General features: G+C 66.4%; 19 protein-coding genes. 10 read left to right on the top strand and 9 right to left on the bottom strand.

Annotated elements, in window-relative coordinates:
• Window positions 1-186: 186 nt before the first annotated feature.
• Window positions 187-1,728 (bottom strand): glycerol-3-phosphate dehydrogenase/oxidase, encoded by a 1,542-nt coding sequence (locus AC5Y4H_RS24710; protein ID WP_499986265.1) that lies wholly within the window; start codon window positions 1,726-1,728, stop codon window positions 187-189.
• Window positions 1,725-2,294, bottom strand: a complete 570-nt coding sequence (locus tag AC5Y4H_RS24705) for a TetR/AcrR family transcriptional regulator (protein ID WP_499986264.1) — start codon at window positions 2,292-2,294, stop codon at window positions 1,725-1,727. Before AC5Y4H_RS24705 ends, AC5Y4H_RS24710 begins: the two co-directional genes overlap by 4 nt.
• 47 nt (window positions 2,295-2,341) lie before the next feature.
• Between AC5Y4H_RS24705 and AC5Y4H_RS24700 the strand changes: the two genes are divergently transcribed.
• Together AC5Y4H_RS24700 and AC5Y4H_RS24695 are read left to right on the top strand one after the other, a co-directional pair.
• Window positions 2,342-3,922, top strand: a complete 1,581-nt coding sequence (locus AC5Y4H_RS24700) for an FAD-binding oxidoreductase (RefSeq protein ID WP_499986270.1) — start codon at window positions 2,342-2,344, stop codon at window positions 3,920-3,922.
• Window positions 3,919-4,845 (top strand): diacylglycerol kinase, encoded by a 927-nt coding sequence (locus AC5Y4H_RS24695; protein WP_499986262.1) that lies wholly within the window; start codon window positions 3,919-3,921, stop codon window positions 4,843-4,845. The genes AC5Y4H_RS24700 and AC5Y4H_RS24695 overlap by 4 nt, the downstream gene beginning before the upstream one ends.
• 59 nt (window positions 4,846-4,904) lie before the next feature.
• On the opposite strand, the gene AC5Y4H_RS24690 is transcribed toward AC5Y4H_RS24695, so the two are convergent.
• The 3 genes from AC5Y4H_RS24690 to AC5Y4H_RS24680 form a co-directional block, all read right to left on the bottom strand.
• Window positions 4,905-5,417 (bottom strand): DUF3145 domain-containing protein, encoded by a 513-nt coding sequence (locus AC5Y4H_RS24690; RefSeq protein ID WP_499986261.1) that lies wholly within the window; start codon window positions 5,415-5,417, stop codon window positions 4,905-4,907.
• Between the two features lie 166 nt (window positions 5,418-5,583).
• A complete protein-coding gene (locus tag AC5Y4H_RS24685) occupies window positions 5,584-6,402 on the bottom strand; it encodes a serine hydrolase domain-containing protein (RefSeq protein ID WP_499986259.1) in 819 nt (272 codons plus the stop codon).
• Complete coding sequence (locus AC5Y4H_RS24680) at window positions 6,402-7,421, bottom strand: class I SAM-dependent methyltransferase (RefSeq protein ID WP_499986269.1); 1,020 nt, start codon at window positions 7,419-7,421, stop codon at window positions 6,402-6,404. Before AC5Y4H_RS24680 ends, AC5Y4H_RS24685 begins: the two co-directional genes overlap by 1 nt.
• Before the next feature lie 142 nt (window positions 7,422-7,563).
• Here AC5Y4H_RS24680 and AC5Y4H_RS24675 point away from each other — a divergent pair, with 142 nt between their 5' ends.
• From AC5Y4H_RS24675 to AC5Y4H_RS24655, 5 genes are all read left to right on the top strand, one after another.
• Window positions 7,564-8,649 (top strand): S-(hydroxymethyl)mycothiol dehydrogenase, encoded by a 1,086-nt coding sequence (locus tag AC5Y4H_RS24675; protein ID WP_499986257.1) that lies wholly within the window; start codon window positions 7,564-7,566, stop codon window positions 8,647-8,649.
• Complete coding sequence (locus AC5Y4H_RS24670) at window positions 8,649-9,272, top strand: MBL fold metallo-hydrolase (RefSeq protein ID WP_499986253.1); 624 nt, start codon at window positions 8,649-8,651, stop codon at window positions 9,270-9,272. The genes AC5Y4H_RS24675 and AC5Y4H_RS24670 overlap by 1 nt, the downstream gene beginning before the upstream one ends.
• A gap of 31 nt (window positions 9,273-9,303) precedes the next feature.
• Complete coding sequence (locus tag AC5Y4H_RS24665) at window positions 9,304-10,260, top strand: SDR family oxidoreductase (protein ID WP_499986251.1); 957 nt, start codon at window positions 9,304-9,306, stop codon at window positions 10,258-10,260.
• Window positions 10,261-10,288: 28 nt separating this feature from the next.
• Window positions 10,289-11,386 carry a class I SAM-dependent methyltransferase gene (locus tag AC5Y4H_RS24660; RefSeq protein WP_499986248.1) on the top strand — a complete coding sequence of 366 codons (1,098 nt, stop codon included), beginning with the start codon at window positions 10,289-10,291 and terminating at the stop codon, window positions 11,384-11,386.
• A gap of 248 nt (window positions 11,387-11,634) precedes the next feature.
• Window positions 11,635-11,919 carry a hypothetical protein gene (locus AC5Y4H_RS24655; protein WP_499986267.1) on the top strand — a complete coding sequence of 95 codons (285 nt, stop codon included), beginning with the start codon at window positions 11,635-11,637 and terminating at the stop codon, window positions 11,917-11,919.
• A gap of 17 nt (window positions 11,920-11,936) precedes the next feature.
• On the opposite strand, the gene AC5Y4H_RS24650 is transcribed toward AC5Y4H_RS24655, so the two are convergent.
• Window positions 11,937-13,700: an Hsp70 family protein gene (locus tag AC5Y4H_RS24650; RefSeq protein WP_499986246.1), complete on the bottom strand. Its 1,764-nt coding sequence runs from the start codon at window positions 13,698-13,700 to the stop codon at window positions 11,937-11,939.
• 108 nt (window positions 13,701-13,808) lie between these two features.
• Window positions 13,809-14,894, bottom strand: coding sequence for an NAD(P)H-dependent amine dehydrogenase family protein (locus tag AC5Y4H_RS24645; RefSeq protein WP_499986244.1), 1,086 nt, complete (start codon window positions 14,892-14,894; stop codon window positions 13,809-13,811).
• 81 nt (window positions 14,895-14,975) lie between these two features.
• On the opposite strand from AC5Y4H_RS24645, the gene AC5Y4H_RS24640 reads away from it, so the two are divergent.
• The 3 genes from AC5Y4H_RS24640 to AC5Y4H_RS24630 all read left to right on the top strand — a co-directional run bounded on the left by AC5Y4H_RS24640 (window position 14,976) and on the right by AC5Y4H_RS24630 (window position 17,315).
• Window positions 14,976-15,323 carry an MmpS family transport accessory protein gene (locus tag AC5Y4H_RS24640; RefSeq protein WP_499986241.1) on the top strand — a complete coding sequence of 116 codons (348 nt, stop codon included), beginning with the start codon at window positions 14,976-14,978 and terminating at the stop codon, window positions 15,321-15,323.
• Between the two features lie 39 nt (window positions 15,324-15,362).
• Window positions 15,363-16,670 (top strand): cytochrome P450, encoded by a 1,308-nt coding sequence (locus tag AC5Y4H_RS24635; RefSeq protein WP_499986239.1) that lies wholly within the window; start codon window positions 15,363-15,365, stop codon window positions 16,668-16,670.
• 90 nt (window positions 16,671-16,760) lie between these two features.
• Window positions 16,761-17,315: an ester cyclase gene (locus AC5Y4H_RS24630; protein WP_499986235.1), complete on the top strand. Its 555-nt coding sequence runs from the start codon at window positions 16,761-16,763 to the stop codon at window positions 17,313-17,315.
• A gap of 43 nt (window positions 17,316-17,358) precedes the next feature.
• On the opposite strand, the gene AC5Y4H_RS24625 is transcribed toward AC5Y4H_RS24630, so the two are convergent.
• Together AC5Y4H_RS24625 and AC5Y4H_RS24620 are read right to left on the bottom strand one after the other, a co-directional pair.
• Window positions 17,359-18,846, bottom strand: a complete 1,488-nt coding sequence (locus tag AC5Y4H_RS24625) for a flavin-containing monooxygenase (protein WP_499986233.1) — start codon at window positions 18,844-18,846, stop codon at window positions 17,359-17,361.
• A gap of 275 nt (window positions 18,847-19,121) precedes the next feature.
• Window positions 19,122-19,364 (bottom strand): acyl carrier protein, encoded by a 243-nt coding sequence (locus AC5Y4H_RS24620; RefSeq protein ID WP_499986230.1) that lies wholly within the window; start codon window positions 19,362-19,364, stop codon window positions 19,122-19,124.
• Window positions 19,365-19,673: the final 309 nt, after the last annotated feature.

The following is a 19,673-nucleotide window of genomic DNA, read 5'->3' as shown; positions in this document are numbered from 1 at the left end:
GACGACGATTCCAAGGACTCCGACGACGAAGAGGACTCCGACGACGACGAAGACTCGGACGACGACGAAGACTCCGACGACGAAGAGGACTCCGACGACGACAAGGACTCCGAAGACAAAGAGGACTCCAAAGAATCCGAGGACTCGGATAAGTCGTCTGACTAAGTCCAGGGTGCGCGGAAGCGGCTAGCCCACCCGCGCCAAGAACTCGGTTGCCACGGGAACAACCCGCTCGCGATCGCGCGCCACCAACCCGATCCGGGTCCGCCGATCGACGATGTCGGAGACATCGAGGGCACCCTCATGGGTTATCGCGTATTCGAATTCCGCTCTGCTGACATCGATTCCCTCGACGACTGGTTCGGTCGGACGTTCGCAGGTGGCCGAAGCAATCACCTTAGGCGCCTCGGACCCGTAACGCTGCACCAATGACACCGGCAGCGCGGTGTCTTGGTCGGCGATCACCCCGGGGTTGGCCGGCGCCCCGATCAGCGGCAGATTGCGGGTCCGGCATTTCGCGGCGCGCAGCCGACGCACCCGAATCGCGCGGTCCAGCACATCCTGCGCCATATAGCGGTATTCGGTGAGCTTGCCGCCGATCACGCTGATCACCCCCGACGACGACTCCACGACGGCGTGTTCGCGGGAGACGTCGGCGGTGCGGCCTTCGCCGGTGTCGATCAGCGGTCGCAGCCCGGCGTAAGCGCCGATCACGTCGGTGGCGGTGAGCCCGGTCCCCAATCCGGTGTTCACCGTGTCGAGCAGGAACGTGATCTCCTCGACCGACGGTTCGGGCACATCGGGCATGTGGCCGGGAGCGGCCTCGTCGGTAAGACCCAGATAAACACGGCCCAGCTGTTCGGGCATGGCGAAGACGAAGCGGTTGAGCTCACCGGGAATCGGAATGGTCAGTGCCGCAGTCGGATTGCCTAATGCTTTGGCATCGAACACCAGGTGCGTCCCTCGGCTGGGCCGCAACCGCAGCGAGTCGTCGATCTCGGCCGCCCACACCCCGGCCGCGTTGATCACCGCGCGCGCCGACACGTCGAACGATTCCCCACCGCGCATGTCTGTCAACCGCACCGAGGTGCCGGTGGCTTGTGATGCCGACACCTGGGTCAGGATTCGGGCGCCATGCTGCGCCGCGGTGCGGGCGACCGCGGTGACCAGTCGGGCGTCGTCGATGAGTTGACCGTCGTACGCCAACAAGCCGCCGTCCAGACCGTCGCGTCGCACGGTCGGCGCCATCTCCACGACGCGCCCCGCCGAGATCCGGCGCGAACGGGGCAGGGTCGACGCCGGGGTGCCGGCGAGGAACCGCAACGCGTCACCGGCCAAAAACCCGCCGCGCACCAGCGTCCGCTTGCCCGCACTCATCGACGGCAGCAGCGGCACCACTTGGGGCATCGCATGAACCAGGTGGGGGGCGTTGCGCGTCATCAAGATTCCGCGCTCGATGGCGCTGCGCCGGGCAATGCCCACGTTGCCGGTCGCCAGGTAGCGCAGCCCGCCGTGGACGAGCTTGGAACTCCACCGGCTGGTGCCAAACGCCAGATCGTGTTTCTCCACCAGTGCCACCCGCAGCCCGCGCGCCGCCGCATCCAACGCGATCCCGGCACCGGTGATACCGCCGCCGATCACCACGACGTCCAAGGGCTCACCGTCGGCGAGCGCGGTCAGGTCGGCCGTGCGGCGCACAGCATTCAGGGCGGTCGGATCAGGTATCACGACAGATATCCGTTCAGCGAGTAGGCAAGCTCGGTGACCAGCGCGTCGGCGGCCAGCATCGACTCGACGATCCCCGCCGACTGGATGGTCGACTGCGCGATCAGCAGCACCATGGTCGCCATCTGGATCGGGTCGCCGAGCCGGACGCTGCCGTGCCGCTGTGCCACCCGTAGCCGGGCGGCAAGCGCGTCGATCAACATGCGCTGACTCGTCCCCAGGCGTTCGGTGATGTACGTCGACGCGAGGTCCGAGTGCAGCACCGACATCACCACTCCGTCCGCCCGCAGCAGATTGGTCACCGTAACTATCTGTCGCACAAGCGATTCGCGATCATCTGCGAGCAACGGTGCTTCGCGCATCGCCTCGGTGATGTGCTGCGTCAGCAGGGCCGCCACGATCGACTGAGTGTCCGGCCAGCGCCGGTACACCGTCGGCCTGCTGACGCCCGCGCGCCGGGCTATCTCGGCCAGCGTCACCCGGTCCACGCCGAAATCCTGCACACAGCTGGCCGCCGCCGCGAGGATCCGCTCGCCGGTGTCCAGCTCACTGTTACGGATTGACGACATGTGTAATACTGTAACGCATGACCGAACCTCACGCGCTTTTGCCACCGATGAAATGGAACGCGTGGGGAGATCCCGCCGCGGCCCGGCCGCTGTCAGAGGGGATCCGGTCATTGCTGCAACAGGCCGTGGGGGTCGAGGGGCCCCGCACGGCCGAGTTGCGCTCCGAAGAGGTGCAATTGCGCCCGTCGGCGTTGTCGCAGTCGCATCAGGACGCCCTGGCCGCCATCGTCGGAGCCGAATACTGCCGCACCGCTGACCCCGATCGGTTGCTGCATGCGGGCGGCAAATCCACCATCGACCTGCTCAACCGCGCCCAGCCCGGCCCCCAGGATGCGCCCGACGCCGTGTTGCTACCCGGCGATGACGAGGCCGTTGCCGCGACCCTGCGCTACTGCACGCAGCATCGCATCGCCGTCGTGCCCTTTGGCGGAGGCACCAGTGTGGTCGGCGGACTCAATCCGATCCGCGGGGAGTTCTCCGCCGTCGTCTCGCTGGACCTACGCCGGTTCGACCAACTGATCTCGCTGGACGACGTGTCCTGTCAGGCCGTCTTCGGGGCCGGGGTCACGGGCCCGGACGCCGAACGCCTCCTTGGCGCACAAGGCTTTTCGCTCGGCCATTTCCCGCAGAGCTTCGAGTACGCCACCATCGGCGGCTTCGCCGCGACACGCTCCTCCGGTCAGGACTCGGCGGGGTACGGCCGGTTCAACGACATGGTGCGCGGGCTACGCGTGGTCACTCCGGTGGGCTCCATCGATCTGGGTCGCGCACCGGAATCCGCCGCGGGCCCCGACCTGCGCCAGCTGTTGATCGGGTCGGAGGGCACCCTGGGCGTCATCACCCAGGTGCGCCTGCGCGTGCACCGCGTGCCGGAAGTCGTCCGCTACGAGGCGTGGTCGTTCCCGGATTTCGATACCGGGGCCGCGGCGCTGCGCGCCGTCACTCAAAATGCCACCGGCCCCACCGTCATTCGACTCTCCGACGAGGCCGAGACCGGAGTCAACCTGGCCACCACCGAGTCGATCGGCGAGTCTCAGATCACCGGCGGTTGCCTGGCCATCACCATGTTCGAAGGCACGAAGGAACACGTCGAAAGCCGGCATGCCGAAACCAGCGCACTGCTGGCGTCCGAGGGCGGAACCTCGCTGGGCGACGGTCCGGCGCAGGCCTGGGAGCGTGGCCGATTCGGCGCACCGTACCTGCGCGATTCTCTGCTGGCGGCGGGCGCGCTGTGCGAAACACTGGAGACCGCCACTGACTGGTCGAATGTTCCCGCGCTGAAAGCCGCTGTCACGCAAGCACTTACCGATGCACTCGCCGCCACAGGCACACCCGCCCTGGTGATGTGTCACATCTCCCACGTCTACCCCACCGGCGCCTCGCTGTACTTCACCGTCGTCGCCGGGCAACGGGGCAACCCGATCGAGCAATGGAAGGCCGCCAAAAAGGCCGCATCGGATGCCATCATGGCCACTGGCGGGACCATCACCCACCACCACGCGGTCGGTGCCGACCACCGGCCGTGGATGCGCGACGAGATAGGCGAGCTGGGAGTGCAGGTGTTACGCGCGGTCAAGGCCACACTGGATCCGGCCGGAATCCTCAATCCCGGCAAGCTGATTCCGTGACGGCCGAGCCACGCCGCCGAGAAATCGGCAAGGTGATCGCGCTGACCAACCCGGTGTCGGGCCACGGCGCAGCGGTCCACGCCGCCCAGCTCGCGATCGCGCGGCTGCACCGCCGCGGCGTGGAGGTCGTCGAAATCATCGGCGACGACGCGCAAGACGCGCGGCATCTGGTGGGCGCGGCATTGGAGAAGGGCACCGACGCGGTCATGGTGACCGGTGGCGACGGCGTCGTCTCCAACGCCCTGCAGGTGATGGCAGGCACCGACATTCCGCTGGGCGTGATTCCGGCCGGAACCGGCAACGACCACGCCCGCGAATTCGGCATTCCCACCAAGGACGCGGAGGCCGCCGCGGACATCGTCGTCGACGGCTGCACGGAATCCATTGACCTCGGGTTGATTCGGGACAGCAACGGCGCCGAGAAATGGTTCGGCACGGTGGCGGCCACCGGCTTCGATTCACTGGTCACCGATCGCGCCAACCGGATGACCTGGCCGCACGGCCGGCTGCGCTATTACGTCGCGATGCTCGCCGAGCTCTCACAGCTGCGGCTCCTGCCGTTCCGCATGGTGCTCGACGGCACCAAAGAGGTCGATGCCGATATCACGCTTGCCGCCTTCGGCAACACCCGAAGCTATGGTGGCGGGCTGCAGATCTGTCCCGCCGCCGACCACACCGACGGTCTGCTCGACATCACGATGGTGCACGAGGCCTCCCGCACCAAGCTGGTCCGGCTGTTCCCCACCGTGATGAAGGGCACCCACGTCAACCTCGACGAGGTGAGCACGGCGAGGGCCAGATCAATCCACGTCGAGTGCCCCGGAATCAACGTCTACGCCGACGGCGACTTCGCCTGCGCACTGCCGGCCGACATCTCGGCGGTGCCGGGCGCGCTCCAGATTCTGCGGCCCGCCAAGGCCTAGTCCAGGTTTCGGGGTAGGTCTGCGGGAGCCGGCAGTGGCGCAGTCGGGCCGCCGATCGGCTAACCGACTCCCCGGCTGAGCCAGGTCACCTCGCCGACGTCGCCGCCATCGCGGTAGGGCTCGAGTGCCTCATCCCACGCGGTGCCGAGCACCGAGTCCAATTCCGCGGCCAGGGTGTCGGCGCCCTGGGCCATCATCGACCGCAGGCGCATCTCCCCGACCATGACGTCGCCGTTGGCGCTCATCGCCCCGCTCCACAGGCCGAGCTGCGGGGTGTGGCTGAACCGGTGGCCGTCGACTCCGGGGCTGGGGTCCTCGGTGACCTCGAACCGCAGCACGGTCCAGGACCGCAAGGCGTTGGCCAGCTTGGCGCCGGTGCCCACCGGCCCGACCCAGTTGGTGACCGCGCGCAGCTGTCCGGGCATCGCCGGTTGGGGCGTCCAGGTCAGATTCGCCTTGGCACCCAGGGACGACGACAACGCCCACTCGACATGCGGGCAAACCGCCGCGGGCGACGCGTGCACGTACACCACGCCGGTCGTCACGTCGGCGAATTGATTCGACGCTCGCATTTCCTGCTCCTTCGGTTCCACGAGGGACGTCTTCCCCAACGACCTGCGGACCCGACAAACAGGGCAGCGTGCTGAAATCTTCGATTTTTTGTGTGTCGTGCGTGTCTGTGTCGTGCGTGTCTATTGTGCCTTGTGATACCCCTGTTGCGCTAGTGTTCGTTTCCCACTAGCTGTAATCGGCTATCACGGCGTCAGAAAGCGCCGGCCACGGTCCCAGGGCCCACTCCCCGAATTCCCGGTCCGTCAGCACCACCAGCGCCAGGTCATTTTCGGGATCTGCCCAGATGAAGCCGCCTGCCTGGCCGAAATGGCCGTACGTTCGCGCGGAGTTATTCGCGCCCGTCCAGTGCGGCGATTTGGTGTCCCGGAGCTCGAAACCAAGCCCCCAATCATTGGGCCGCTGGACTCCGTAACCGGGCAGAACGCCATCCAGACCGGGAAACTGCACGGTCGTCGCCTCGGCATGCAGGCCCTCGGAGACCGTCGCCGGGCGCAACAAGTCACCCGCGAACGCCGCCAGGTCCGCCACCGTCGAGCTCGCCCCGAATCCGGCGGCCACCGCGCCACCTTCCAGGCGGGTCGCCGCCATGCCGAGCGGTTCGCACACCGCCTCGTTCAGGTAGCGCGCAAACTCGATGCCGGTCTCCTGTTCCACCGCCTGGCCCAACACGGTGAAGCCCTGGTTGGAGTAGATCCGGCGGGCACCCGGCGCGGCCAGCACCTGGTCGGAGTGCATCGACAGACCGGACGTGTGGGCCAGCAGGTGGCGGATGGTCGCGCCGGGCGGGCCGGCGGCCGCGTCCAGGCCGACCGCCCCTTCCTCGATAGCGACCTGCACGGCCCGGGCGGCCAGCGGCTTGGTCACCGACGCCAGCTCGAATACCCGACCGGTGTCGCCGTGGCTGGCCAGCACGCCACCGGGGCCGACCACCGCGGCGGCGGCAGCCCCGACCGGCCAGGCGTCCAGGGCGTCGAGGGCCGCCATCACTTCCTGGCGATGTAGTAGTTGTTGATGGGGTCCGATTCGATCTCGGCCACGCTCACATCGCCGAACCCCGCATCGCCCAGCATCGAGACGGCCAGTTGCGTCCCCCAGGCGGTGCCCAGTCCGGCCCCGTCCAGCGCCAGCGACACCGTCATGCAGTGCATCAGGGACGTCGTGTAGAGGTAGGTGCTCATCGGGACGCCGATGTTCTCCTCGAGCCGGCTGGACGCCCTGATGTCGGCCATCAGCAGCACGCCGCCGGGCCGCAGCGCCCGGTAGATGTTCTCCAGGACCCGCGCCGGCTGCGCCTGATCGTGGATGGCATCGAAGACCGTGATGACGTCGTAGGCGTCCGCCTTGTCCAAATCGGCCAGATTGTGGCTTTCGAAGGAGGCATTGGTCAGGCCCCGGCCGGCGGCTTCCTCCATCCCGGTGGCGATGGCCTGCTCGGAGAAGTCGATGCCGGTGAAGCGGCTGGCCGGAAACGCTTGTGCCATCACGTTGATCGCGTGCCCGCTGCCGCAGCCGAAATCGGCCACCTCGGCGCCGGACCGCAAACGCTCCAAGAGGCCGTCCACCAACGGCAGCACCACGTCCACCAACGCGGTGTCGTACACCACGCCGCTCTGCTCGGCCATCAACGCGTGAAAACGGGGAAATTCGCTGTACGGCAACCCGCCGCCGGCGCGGAAGCACCCGATTATTTTTTGTTCGACCTCGGCGAGCACCGGAAACAGCAGGGTCACCAGGGCCAGGTTGTCCGGTCCGGCCGCGCGCGTCAGCACCCTGGCACGCTCGGCGGGTAATGCGTAACTGGCGGTGTCGGGGTCATACTCGACCACCCGTCCGGTGGTCATGCCGGCCAGCCACTCCCGGACGTAGCGCTCGTTCAGTCCCGCGGCCGAGGCGATCTGCTCGCTGGTGGAGGGTTCGAGCCCGGCCATCGTGTCCAGCAGGCCGGTCTGATGCCCGATGCTCAGCAACAGCGTCAGGCTGGCGCCGTCGATGGCGGCGGTCATCCGTTCGGTGAATTCTTCGGTGGTCTCCAAAGCCGTCACGCCCAGGGACGCTACACCCGGTAATCGTCCCGCCGGTTGCCAGCGGCAAATGGGTGGACAACCCGCGGAGAGATGTATGGCGGCGGTCAGTAGGTTGGAGCCCATGAGTCAGACAGTGCGCGGCGTGATTTCACGCAAGAAGGGCGAACCCGTCGAATTGGTGGACATCGTCGTCCCCGACCCCGGGCCCGGGGAGGCTCTGGTCGACGTCATCGCCTGCGGGGTGTGCCACACCGACCTGACCTATCGCGAGGGCGGCATCAACGACGACTATCCGTTCCTGCTCGGCCACGAGGCGGCCGGCCGAATCGAGGCGGTCGGCCCGGACGTGACCGCCGTGGCGCCGGGCGACTTCGTCGTCTTGAACTGGCGCGCGGTGTGCGGGCAATGCCGGGCGTGCAAGCGCGGCAGACCGCACCTGTGCTTCGACACCTTCAACGCCGCGCAGAAAATGACGCTGACCGACGGCACCGAACTCACGCCGGCCCTGGGCATCGGGGCGTTCGCCGACAAGACGCTGGTGGCCGCCGGCCAGTGCACCAAGGTCAATCCCGAGGCCGACCCCGCGGTCGCGGGCCTGCTGGGGTGCGGGGTGATGGCCGGGCTGGGCGCGGCGATCAATACCGGCGCGGTCACCCGGGACGACACGGTCGCGGTCATCGGTTGCGGCGGCGTGGGTGATGCCGCGATCGCCGGTGCGGCGCTGGTGGGCGCGCGGCGCATCATCGCCGTCGACACCGACGACACCAAACTGGACTGGGCCCGCGAGTTCGGCGCCACGCACACCGTCAACGCCCGCGAACTCGACGTGGTCAAGACGATCCAGGACCTCACCGACGGGTTCGGCGCCAACGTGGTGATCGACGCGGTGGGCCGGCCGGAGACGTGGAAGCAAGCGTTTTACGCCCGCGACCTCGCCGGAACCGTTGTGCTGGTTGGTGTTCCGACCCCCGAGATGCGCCTGGACATGCCGCTGGTGGACTTCTTCAGCCACGGCGGCTCACTGAAGTCGTCGTGGTACGGCGATTGCCTTCCCGAACGCGACTTCCCGACGTTGATCGACCTGCATCTGCAGGGCCGGCTTCCGCTCGAGAAGTTTGTCTCCGAGCGAATCGGGCTAGACGGCATCGAGGAGGCGTTCGAGAGAATGCACGGCGGCAAGGTACTGCGTTCGGTGGTGATGCTCTGATGGTGACAATCGATCGGGTGGTCACCCACGGCACCTTTGAACTCGACGGCGGCAGTTGGGAAGTCGACAACAACATCTGGCTGATCGGCGACAACTCGAACGTTGTGGTGTTCGACGCCGCTCACGACGCGGCGCCGATCGTCGAGGCGGTGGCGGGTCGCCATGTGGTGGCGGTGGTGTGCACGCACGGCCACAACGACCACGTCACGGTGGCGCCCGAACTCGGCAAGACGCTGGACGCGCCTGTGCTGCTGCACCCCGCTGACGAGGTATTGTGGCGAATGACCCATCCGGACAAGGATTTCCGTTCGATATCCGACGGGGAGACATTGAAGATCGACGGCACGGAGCTGCGCGCCTTGCACACGCCGGGCCACTCCCCCGGATCGGTGTGTTGGTACGTGCACGACCTGGGCGTCGTATTCAGCGGCGACACCTTGTTCGCGGGCGGCCCCGGCGCGACCGGGCGTTCGTATTCCGACTTCCCGACGATTCTGGAGTCGATTTCCGGGCGGCTCGGCAAGCTGCCCGGCGAGACCGTCGTGCACACCGGCCACGGCGAGAGCACCACGATCGGCGACGAGATGGTGAACTACGAAGAGTGGGTGGCCCGCGGACACTAGGACCCGCCGGTACCGGTAAGGAGTGATACGCATGGCTAGCGAGCTCGTCGCCACCGTGCCCGATCTGTCCGGAAAATTGGCCGTCGTCACCGGGGCGAACAGCGGTCTGGGGTTCGGTCTGGCTCGGCGACTTTCGGCCGCGGGCGCCGATGTCGTGATGGCCATCCGCAACCGCGCCAAGGGTGAGGCGGCGATCGACGAAATCCGCACCACGGTTACCGGAGCCAAGCTGACCATCAAATCGCTCGACCTGTCGTCGCTCGCTGCCGTCGCCGCGCTGGGCGAGCAACTCAACACCGAGGGCCGTCCGCTCGACATCCTGATTAACAACGCCGGTGTCATGACGCCGCCGGAACGCGCGAGCACCGCCGACGGATTTGAATTGCAGTTCGGCAGCAACCATCTCGGACACTTCGCGCTCACCGCCCACCTGCTGCCACTGCTGCGAGCAGCCAAGGGTGCGCGGGTGGTGTCGCTGAGCAGCCTGGCGGCGCGGCAGAGCGGCAAGATTCACTTCGAAGACCCGCAGTTCGAAAAGTCCTACTCTCCGATGTCGGCCTACGGCCAGTCGAAGCTGGCGGTGTTGATGTTCGCCCTCGAGTTGGACCGGCGCAGCCGCGCGGCCGGCTGGGGCATCGTGTCCAATGCCGCACATCCCGGCCTGACCAAGACCAACCTGCAGACCGCCGGACCTTCGCACGGGCGCGAGAAGCCCGCGCTGATGGAGCGGTTGTACAAGGCGTCCTGGCGGTTCACGCCGTTCCTGTGGCAGGAGATCGACGAGGGGATTCTGCCGGCGCTGTACGCGGCCACCGCGCCGCGCGCCGAAGGTGGCGCGTTCTATGGGCCCCGCGGCCCCTTCGAGGCCGCCGGCGGCGGGGTAGCTTTGGCGAAGGTGCCCGAGCGGGCGCGCAACGAGGACGACTGCCGGCGGCTGTGGGAGCTTTCCGCGCAGCTAACCGGCGTGAGCTACCCGACGACGAACTGATAATCAGCGCAACGATTATCGTCGATCTATGCCGCCTGAATCCCAGATGCCAGAATCGAGCATTGTGGTGCGGCCCGAGCCCGACTACACCGAGGCGACGCGGCTGCGGGCCGCCGGTCTGGCACAGGCGATCGCGGCCTTCGAGCGGGCCGCCGAGCAAGTGACGTTGCCCAAGCCTCCGCAGCCGATCGTCATCGCCGACTACGGCGCCGCCAACGGTCACAATTCGCTGAAGCCGCTGTCGGCGGCAATCGCGGTGTTGCGCCGCCGCACCCGCCACGACCACGCAATCCTGGTGGCGCACACCGACGTACCGCGCAACGACTTCGCGGCGCTGTTCTCGACGGTGGCCGACGACCCGGAAAGCTACCTGCACTCCGACACCGCGACGTTCACCTCCGCCGTCGGCCGTTCGTTTTATGACCAGATCGTGCCGTCCAAGACGGTCAACCTGGGCTGGACGTCGTGGGCAACCCAATGGCTGAGCCGCACTCCCTGCGAGGTGCACGATCACGTACACGTCTCGCGCAGCAGGGACGTGGCCGTGCAGTCGGCCTTCGCGGACCAGGCCGCGCTCGACTGGCATAACTTCGTCGCCTTCCGCGGCCGCGAGTTGGCGCCCGAGGGCCGGCTGGTGGCGTTGACGCTGGCCGCCGACGACGACGGCTCGGCGGGCTTCGCCCCGCTGCTCGATGCCATCGTCGAGGCGCTGGGCGATCAGGAACGAGACGGGCTGCTGCACCCAGATGAGTTGCGGCGCATGACGATTCCGACGTTTCCTCGTGCCGAGAAGGATTTTCGTGCCCCCTTCGCACCGAAGGGCCGGTTCGAGGGCCTGATGATCGAGCACCTAGAGATGTTCAACGCCGAGGATCGGTTCTGGGCTCGCTACCAGTTGGACCACGACGCAGAGGCGTTCGGCGCGCAGTGGGCGGCCTTCGCTCGCTTCGCGCTGTTCCCCTCCCTGGCCGCCGCGCTCGAGGGCGGGTTGCACGACGAGCGAGCGACGAGATTCGTCGAGCAACTGGAGGCCGGGCTGGCCGAGCGCCTGTCAAGCACACCCGAGCCCATGCGGATTCCGCAGGCGCTGGTCGTGCTGGTCAAGCGCGACACAGCGCACCGATGAGAGTTTCGGCACAACGGCGCAGCGGGTAACCCCTTGCAATCGTCAACCTGCGACCGCGAGGGGGTAGACGCATGAGCGTGCAAGACGATAAAGGGACTGATCGAGCCGAACAAGCTGATCAGGAGGATCAAGACGATCAACCCAAGGAGCGAGCCGAACAGGCTGATCAAACCGGTGGCAAGGACGACGACCAACCGGCGACCGAGAAGCCCGAGCCGGACGAGGACGATAAAAAAGAGGCCGCCAAGATGATGGAGGCCTACAAGGACAAGCCAACGATCGTGCTGCCGGGTACCGGGGGAAGTGTGTCCGGCACCGCGGTCAACGACTGGCTGGATGAAGACGGCAACCCGAAGAACGAAGCGCCGGAGGGCTCGGAGGGCGAAGGCACTAAAAGCCGCGGTGACGAGGGCGAAGGCCAGCGCGACGAAAAAGACCTGCAGGAACAGATCGAAAAGGACAAGGCCCTCAACGAGAAGCTGAGAGAGGCCGCCCAGGAGGAGAACAAGGGCGAAGAGGGCAAGAAGGGTTGAGCCCGGAAATCTAGCGGTCAGTGACCGGGTATCGGCCCCAACCCGCTGATGCCAAGGTTGCCTTCGATTCCCTCGATGATCTCGTTGACCCGGTCGAGCCCGGGAATGGGTTCATTGACGCCCGGGATGGGGGGAATCGGTGGGGCCGCCACCCGACGTGGAATCACCGGACCCGCTGGCGCGGCCGGTGGAGCCGCCTGAGGGGTGGCCCGGGGCGTGGTCGTCATCGGCGTCTCGGTGTCTGCGGGCGGGGTGGTATCGGAGGTTGACGGAACCGGAACGTCCGATGGCGGCGCGGCGGGCTGGGCGGTCGCGCTGTTGGGAGCCGGCGGCTTGGCCATCGGCGTCGTGCCCAAAGTCGGCGTGGGCGTGGTCGCCGATTTGTTCTGCGACGTCAGTCCGATCGCCACGGCGGTTCCCACCAGTAGCACCGCCGCGACGGCGATGATGATCGCCGCCGCCGGCAGCAGATGCCGGCGCGAAATCAGCCGCTTGGGCTCATCCGCCCCGGGTGCCGCGTCGGCCGTCCCGGTTGGCGTGTCGGATTCGGATGCCGGATACCCCGTCGCGGCGCTTACCCGCGAGTTGTGTCCGGTGCCCGACCACGCGCGCGCCAACTGTGCCTCTGTCGGCTCGGCCAGTGGTGCTTGGGCGGTCGCGGTGGCTACCGGGCGCGGATCCGGCCGCACCGCCGCGGTGACGGGCGCGGCGGGCGCCGAAAGGGTCGCGCCAGCGTCGCCGGGACCGTGCGCCACCCGCAACGCGGCGCCGACCGCGGCCGTGAGCTGGGGGCGCGGTGTTGTGGCCACGGGAACGCGAAAATGGCGCGCCAGCGCGGTGGTGACGGTCGGCAGGTTCGCCCCGCCGCCCGTCGAGACCACCGCGACGAGATCACGGATTCCGTTGCGCGCCAAGGCTTCCTCCAACGCGGCGATCACACCGTCCAGCGGCGGACGGATCGCGTCGTCGAGTTCGTCGCGGGTCAGCCGCACTTCGCCACGCGCACCGGTCAGCCCGTCCGTCAGCGTGGCAACCGTGCTCGAGGACAGCTGTTCCTTGGCGATCCGGCATGCGCTGCGCAGTCGGCTCAGCGAGCCGATCGCCGCGGTGCCGGTCGGGAACGCACCGGTCGTCGGCATGTTGGCGATGGCGACCCCCAGCAGCGCCTGGTCGATCAGGTCGCCGGAGAAATCGCGGTGCCGAACGGTCGGAGCCAGCGCGCGGTAGTCACCGTCGGCGCGCATCAACGTGATGTTGGTGCCGCCGCCGCCGAAATCGCAGACCGCCACGGTTCCGCGCGGCGGTATGCCCGGGTTGGTCCGCACGGCGAGCAGCGTCGCCGCGGCGTCGGGGATCAGCAGGATGGGACGCGCGCGTCGCGACCACTCGGGGATCTCGCTCAGGGCGGCGCCGAGGGCCTCCACGGCGTGCGACTCCCAGTGCGCCGGATAGGTCACCGCGACGTCGTCCGGCACGGCGCGGCCATGATTGGCGGCGCGGGCGAGCGCCCGCAGCCCGTCGGCGATCAACACCTCGCTGCGGTGCACGGAGCCGTCGGCCGCCACGACGCCGCGCGGGTCACCGATCCGGTTGACGAAGCCGGTGATCACCACGCCGGGCCCGTGCAATCCCGGGCTCTCCGCGGGGATGCCGATCTCGGCGGGACGATCCGGGTAGAGCGTCAGGACGGGCTTGCGGGTGATGGCCTTGTCGGAGGTGACGGCCGCCAGGTTGGTGGTTCCGATCGATAGGCCCAGCGCGGTCCCGTCTTGATTGGCCATGTCCCGATCCTCGTATCCGCAGCACCAACTCGCATCCGGCTAGCCGTTATTGTGGCGCCGAACCCTGTATCCCGTGTCAGCGGCAGCTATGCCCCCGCTGTGCGCCGGTCAGCGGATGCTGCCCTCACCGGCGATCAAGGGGAGGTCGAGCGGGGTGACCCAGCCCGGCCGCAGGTCGTTGACCGCGGGAACGGCGTTGAGCGCCCGCAGGCCGGTCGCCAGGCATCCGGCCGCGGCCGCGTCCCGGCCCGAGCCGTCGGTGAAACGGAACGCGGTCTCCTGGAAGATGCTCGGGGTGCCCTCGATGTCGACCCGGTAGACGTCGTTGTCGTGGCCCGTCGGCCAGTCCGGGGCGGCGTCCAGCCCGATCCGGTTGACGTGTTCGAGCTGGATGCGGGTCTCACCCCGGTAGACGCCGTTGATGGTGAACCGGACCGCGGCGACGTGCCCCGGCTTGATGACGCCCCTGGCGGAGTTGCGCTCCCTCGGGGTCACCCACTTGTCCCAGGTGGTGGTGATTTCGTCGAGCATGATGCCGGCGGCGTGCGCGATCATGGGGACGGTCGCGCCCCACGCGAAGATCAGCATGTCGCGGTCTTCCAGCATCGGCTTGTACTCGGGCTCGCGGCCGATGCCCATCTCGAATTCGTAGTCACCCTCGTAGTTGGTGTAGTCCAGCAGCTCCGAAGCCCGCACCCGGCGCACCTCGGAGCACAGGCCCATCAATGTCATCGGGAACAGGTCGTTGGCGAATCCGGGATCGATGCCGGTGGTGAAGCAGGACGACTCCCCCAGCTCGCAAGCCTCGGTGATCGGCTGAATCCAGTTCGGCGGGTTGAGGCTCATGGTCGGCCAGACCCACGGTGTCATCGCGGTCGAACACACGTCGATGCCGGCCCGCAGGAACCGGGTGATCAACGAGATGTTCTCCTTGGCGTGCATCGCGGTCGGGCCGTAATGAACCAGCGCGTCGGGCTTCAGGGCGATCAGCGCTTCGACGTCGTCGGTGGCGGTGATCCCGACCGGCTCGGGCAGCCCGCAGATCTCGCCGACGTCGCGACCGACCTTGTCGGGATTGCTGACGCCGACACCGACCAACTCGAACAACGGATGCTTGACGATCTCGGCGATCACCATCTTGCCGACGAAGCCGGTCCCGTAGACCACCACCCGCTTTGAGCCATGTTCCGCCATGCGTTTACGCCACCTTTCCCTCACCGGCCGAAGTTCACATTAAGCTTCCCTACCGTCGCTCGTGGTGACACGATGCAATTCATGATGAAGCACCTCGCCGGACCTTCGGTCCTGTTGGTCGTCGGTTTCGGGTTCGCGAATGCGTGCGGCGTGGCCCACGCCCTACCCCAGATGCCGAAGGTCCGCTATGAGGTCAACGGGCCCGCGGTCGCCGAGTTCATCTATTACCAGACCGACAACGGGCAGCTGCATCAGGTGAATGCGCCGCTGCCCTGGTCGACGGAATTCACCGGCTTCGGCGGGGAAGTGTTCACCATCAGTGCGCAGGGGCCGGGTCCCATCTCCTGCAAGATCCTGCTGGACGGCAACGTGGTGAGCGCCGCGACGGCTAACGTGGGCGCGCCCGCCAGAACGATCTGCACGCACTGACGCAGCGCCTCGAATTCTCTCGCCACAAAGGAGGTCTGAATGAGCCTCAAGACTGGTCCCAAGAAAGCTTTGGCGCCGCGGACGAACGGGACGCCACCGCCCGACATTGCGCTTGCCGACATTCATCTCGACTCGCTGGACTTCTGGGGGTTGGACGACGACGTCCGTGACGGCGCTTTCGCCACCCTGCGCCGCGAGGCGCCGATCTCGTTCTGGCCGGCGGTCGAGTACGAGGGGTTCGAACCCGGCGGCGGGCATTGGGCGCTGACCAAACACGACGACGTGTACTTCGCGAGCCGTCACCCCGAGATCTTCAGCTCGAGCCCCAACATTACGATCAACGACAACACGCCGGAGATCAGCGAATACTTCGGCTCGATGATCGTGCTGGACGATCCGCGACACCAGCGGCTGCGCTCGATCGTCAGCCGCGCGTTCACCCCGAAAGTGGTGGCGCGCATCGAGGCCTCGGTCCGCGAGCGGGCCCGCCGGCTGGTCGCGTCGCTGGTCGCCAATCATCCCGACGGAGAGGCCGAGCTGGTCAGTGAGCTGGCCGGTCCGCTGCCGCTGCAGGTCATCTGCGACATGATGGGCATCCCCGAAGAGGACCATCAGCGCATATTCCATTGGACCAACGTGATTTTGGGGTTCGGCGACCCGGATCTGGCCACGGATTTCAATGAGTTTCTCCAGGTATCGATGGACATCGGCGCCTACGCCAGCGCGCTGGCGGAGGACCGGCGAACCAATCACCACGACGATCTGACCACCAGCTTGGTGGAGGCCGACGTCGATGGGGAACGGCTGTCCTCGTCGGAGATCGCGTCGTTCTTCATCCTGCTGGTGGTGGCCGGCAACGAGACGACGCGCAACGCGATCAGCCACGGTGTACTGGCGCTGTCTCGCTATCCGGCCGAGCGGGAGAAGTGGTGGTCCAATTTCGACCGCCTGACCCCTACCGCCGTCGAGGAGATCGTGCGGTGGGCCTCCCCGGTGATCTACATGCGGCGCACCTTGACTCGTGACTTCAAGCTCGGCGGCACCAAGATGAAGGCCGGCGACAAGGCCACGCTGTGGTACAACTCGGCGAATCGCGATGAGAAGACGTTCACCAATCCCTGGGTTTTCGACGTGGCACGTACCCCCAATCCGCACTTCGGCTTCGGCGGCGGCGGCGCCCATTTCTGCCTGGGCGCCAACCTGGCGCGTCGCGAGATCAGGGTCGTCTTCGACGAATTGCGTCGCGAGATACCCGACATCGTCGCGACGGACGAGCCCGCCCGGTTGCTGTCGCAGTTCATCCACGGCATCAAAACCCTGCCGGTGGCCTGGACGCCGCCGCGGTAGAACCGACCGAATTCCGCTCTGTCCGAAGGTATATCGCCTTTTCGAATCCGATAGCACATGCGCTGTCAATTCCGGGCTTACGCTGACGACGTGACCATTCCCGCGTTTCCCGCTGCCGAGGTGCTGGCCGCCCGCCAGAAACTCGTGCTCGACCACTTCCATGACGAGGTCCGCCAGGCCTGGGACGATGTCTTGTCGACCTTCCCGCATCCGCGCTACGAGCTGATCCCCCAGATGCTGGTGCACGACGGCGACGTGGCGGTGCGGGAGTACTACGCCTACACGCGCACCGCATTCCCCGACCAGGACCACGAAATCATCGCGCTGCGCCACAGCCCCGACGCGGTGATCGTCGAGTTCTGGCTGATGGGCACGCACCGCGGTTATCTGGGCAAGGTCCCGCCCACGGGCAGCCGGTTTCGCGTCCGCATGACCGCATACTTCGTCTTCGATGACACGGAAACCCTTGTCTGCGAACGCATTTACTTCGACACACTGACCATGATCAAGCAGCTCCTGGGCGGGCTGGACATGAAGAAGCCGGCCAATTGGTGGCTGGCGGCGCGTTGCGTGCGGGGGTTTTTGTCGATGTCGTCTGAAAAGCCGGACCCGGCGCTCACCAACCCGCCCAAGCTCCACCGCTAAGGGGGGCGGAACAAGGCAGGCTGCGATGCGGTTTACCAGCCGTCTAGGCGATGACGTAGTCGCTCAGCGGGAACGTCCGGTTTTCTCGCACCGCGTTCAGCGTCGAGGTCGCCCGTAGCAAGGTCGCCTCACCGCTGGGATTGAAATAGTAGGACCGCGCCGTCGCGCAGTCGCCGTTGGTGAACACCGAGGTTTCCAACAGTTCGTGCATCCGCTCGAGGAAACGGCTGTTCGCTTCCTCGGTCACCTCGAACGTCGTGGCGCCCCGGCGCTTGACCTCTCCCAGAAGCCGATCGATGTGCCGCATCTGGTATTCGATGGTGTGGAAGAAGGAGAATCCGGAGAAGGCAAACGGACTGGCCAGGCCCAAGTAGTTGGGGAAGTAGGGAATCGACACGCCCTGGTAGGCCTGAAACCTCGTCTCCCGCCACCACTTTCCGAGGTTGCGTCCTTTGCGGCCGATGATCTCGATGGCCGGGAAGTTGGCTTCCCACAGGTCAAAACCGGTCGCCAGCACCAGGGTGTCGATGACGGTCTTACGCCCGTCCGCCGTGACGATGCCGTCGGCCTCGATGCGCTCGATCGCGTTGGTCTCCAAATGCACATGCGGCTTGGTGAACGCGCGGTAGAAGTCGTTGGACATGGTGGGCCGCTTGCAACCGCAGTCGTAGTCCGGCGTGAACTTGGCGCGCAGGTCCTTGTCCCGGAGCGTCCTGAACCGGTTGATCTTGGCCAGGTCGGCGAAGGCGATATTCCCCCGCCCCCGGGTCTGCCGGAATTTCAGCGCACCGATGACCAGGATGAGCTCCATGACAATGTCCGTCACCCAGCGCAGCGCACGTTGCAGCACGGGCAGCCGGGCAAACATCCGTTGCACGCCTGGAGAGAACGGGAAGTCGGGCTTGGGCAGGATGTGCGCCGCGGTGCGCTGGAAGACGGTCAGGTCCGCGGCCTCTTTGGCCAACTCGGGAATGACCTGCACCGCGGAGGCCCCGGTCCCGATGACCGCGATGCGGCGTCCCGCGTAGCTGTAGTCGTGGTCCCACGCGGTGGTGTGCACCACCTTGCCCTCGAAGCCGGCGATGCCGGGGATGTCCGGCATGCGCGGCTGGGACAGGAACCCCGTCGCCGTGATCAGGAAGCGGCAAGTCAGGCTTTCGCCGCCGGCCAGCCCGACCCGCCATTCGGCGGTTTCCTCGTCCCACTGCGCGCCCTCGACGGTCGTGTTGAACCGCATGTGGCGGCGCACGTCGTACTTGTCGGCGATGTTTTCCGCGTAACGCTTGACCTCCGCGCCCGGCGCGAAGAGCCGTGACCATTCAGGATTGGGCTCAAACCAGTACGAATACGTCGTGGACGGGATGTCAACGGCCACGCCCGGGTAGTGGTTGACATGCCAGGTGCCACCCAAGTCGTCCTCGCGGTCGAGGATGATGAAGTTGTCAAAACCGAGGCGCTTGAGCTGAATAGCGGCGCCGATGCCGCCGAAACCTGCACCTACGATGATCGCGTCGAAACGGTCCGTGTTCACAGCTTTGCTCCGTGCTACCTGTTTCCGTGCTTAACGAATCATAAGCTTTCCCTAAGATACGTGACTCTAATAGGGCGCCACGCCGGATGCATCCGAGGTTTGCCAGTATGTGACCTTGCTGACACAAGTGTGGAGACTCATCGACGGGTCTATCAGACGTTGCTGCCCGGCGATCAACAGCGCAAACGTCCCAGAACCAATCGTCACGCGACTCTCGGTCGCGATTAGCCCGCACGATTTAGCTCGGGGCGAACCCCTCACCAGCGCCAGAAGTCTTAATTAGTGGCAGGTCCCGCTGCAGGCGTCCCCTGCAGATGACCCAAAAACTCGTGGCATCGTCGGGCGCGTTCAGCGTCTTGAGCCATTACTTCGTTGAAGAAGGACGCGACATCGTCCAAACCCGCGTTCTTTGCATCGCGCACATATTGGCCATAATCGTGCCCCGCCTTCAGCGAGTGATATTGAAGGGAAATAAGATCGAAGGTTACGTCGTCGAAACCCGTTTCACCCGTTGCCATGTCGCCACCCCACATGACAGTGAGCGCCAATCTGGTACTCGCGGTCACCGGCTACCCTGAATGGACAACACCAAACGACGACCCGAATTGTTTTCGGCGCCCCCCGCGCGATAGCTGCGCGGGATTGATGACGGCGGTGCGGCCGCCATCCACCGGAGCGCCGGTACACAGGAAATCATCATCTACTGGTTAGCAACTTGACAGTTTGGGAGGGCCTTGCATGGGAAGTTTTGACGCCATGATCGCACGTCACATCGTTCATTTCCTCAGTTCAGCAGCAGTTCTCGCAGCATCGGGCGTGGCCGTTTC

It is taken from the genome of Mycobacterium sp. NGS58 (assembly GCF_059812385.1).
The sequence above is the reverse complement of the archived record's forward strand: the minus strand, read 5'-3'. Positions and strand labels throughout refer to the sequence as shown.

What these genes read in the sequence shown, in the direction of transcription:
- AC5Y4H_RS24660 (WP_499986248.1), top strand. Translation starts at nt 10,289, where the DNA reads ATGCCGCCTGAATCCCAGATGCCAGAATCGAGCATTGTGGTGCGGCCC.
- AC5Y4H_RS24640 (WP_499986241.1), top strand. Translation starts at nt 14,976, where the DNA reads ATGATGAAGCACCTCGCCGGACCTTCGGTCCTGTTGGTCGTCGGTTTC.
- AC5Y4H_RS24650 (WP_499986246.1), bottom strand. Translation starts at nt 13,700, where the DNA reads ATGGCCAATCAAGACGGGACCGCGCTGGGCCTATCGATCGGAACCACC.
- AC5Y4H_RS24690 (WP_499986261.1), bottom strand. Translation starts at nt 5,417, where the DNA reads ATGCGAGCGTCGAATCAATTCGCCGACGTGACGACCGGCGTGGTGTAC.
- AC5Y4H_RS24670 (WP_499986253.1), top strand. Translation starts at nt 8,649, where the DNA reads ATGGTGACAATCGATCGGGTGGTCACCCACGGCACCTTTGAACTCGAC.
- AC5Y4H_RS24675 (WP_499986257.1), top strand. Translation starts at nt 7,564, where the DNA reads ATGAGTCAGACAGTGCGCGGCGTGATTTCACGCAAGAAGGGCGAACCC.
- AC5Y4H_RS24680 (WP_499986269.1), bottom strand. Translation starts at nt 7,421, where the DNA reads ATGACCGCCGCCATCGACGGCGCCAGCCTGACGCTGTTGCTGAGCATC.
- AC5Y4H_RS24620 (WP_499986230.1), bottom strand. Translation starts at nt 19,364, where the DNA reads ATGGCAACGGGTGAAACGGGTTTCGACGACGTAACCTTCGATCTTATT.
- AC5Y4H_RS24655 (WP_499986267.1), top strand. Translation starts at nt 11,635, where the DNA reads ATGATGGAGGCCTACAAGGACAAGCCAACGATCGTGCTGCCGGGTACC.
- AC5Y4H_RS24685 (WP_499986259.1), bottom strand. Translation starts at nt 6,402, where the DNA reads ATGGCGGCCCTCGACGCCCTGGACGCCTGGCCGGTCGGGGCTGCCGCC.
- AC5Y4H_RS24665 (WP_499986251.1), top strand. Translation starts at nt 9,304, where the DNA reads ATGGCTAGCGAGCTCGTCGCCACCGTGCCCGATCTGTCCGGAAAATTG.
- AC5Y4H_RS24705 (WP_499986264.1), bottom strand. Translation starts at nt 2,294, where the DNA reads ATGTCGTCAATCCGTAACAGTGAGCTGGACACCGGCGAGCGGATCCTC.
- AC5Y4H_RS24645 (WP_499986244.1), bottom strand. Translation starts at nt 14,894, where the DNA reads ATGGCGGAACATGGCTCAAAGCGGGTGGTGGTCTACGGGACCGGCTTC.
- AC5Y4H_RS24635 (WP_499986239.1), top strand. Translation starts at nt 15,363, where the DNA reads ATGAGCCTCAAGACTGGTCCCAAGAAAGCTTTGGCGCCGCGGACGAAC.
- AC5Y4H_RS24700 (WP_499986270.1), top strand. Translation starts at nt 2,342, where the DNA reads ATGAAATGGAACGCGTGGGGAGATCCCGCCGCGGCCCGGCCGCTGTCA.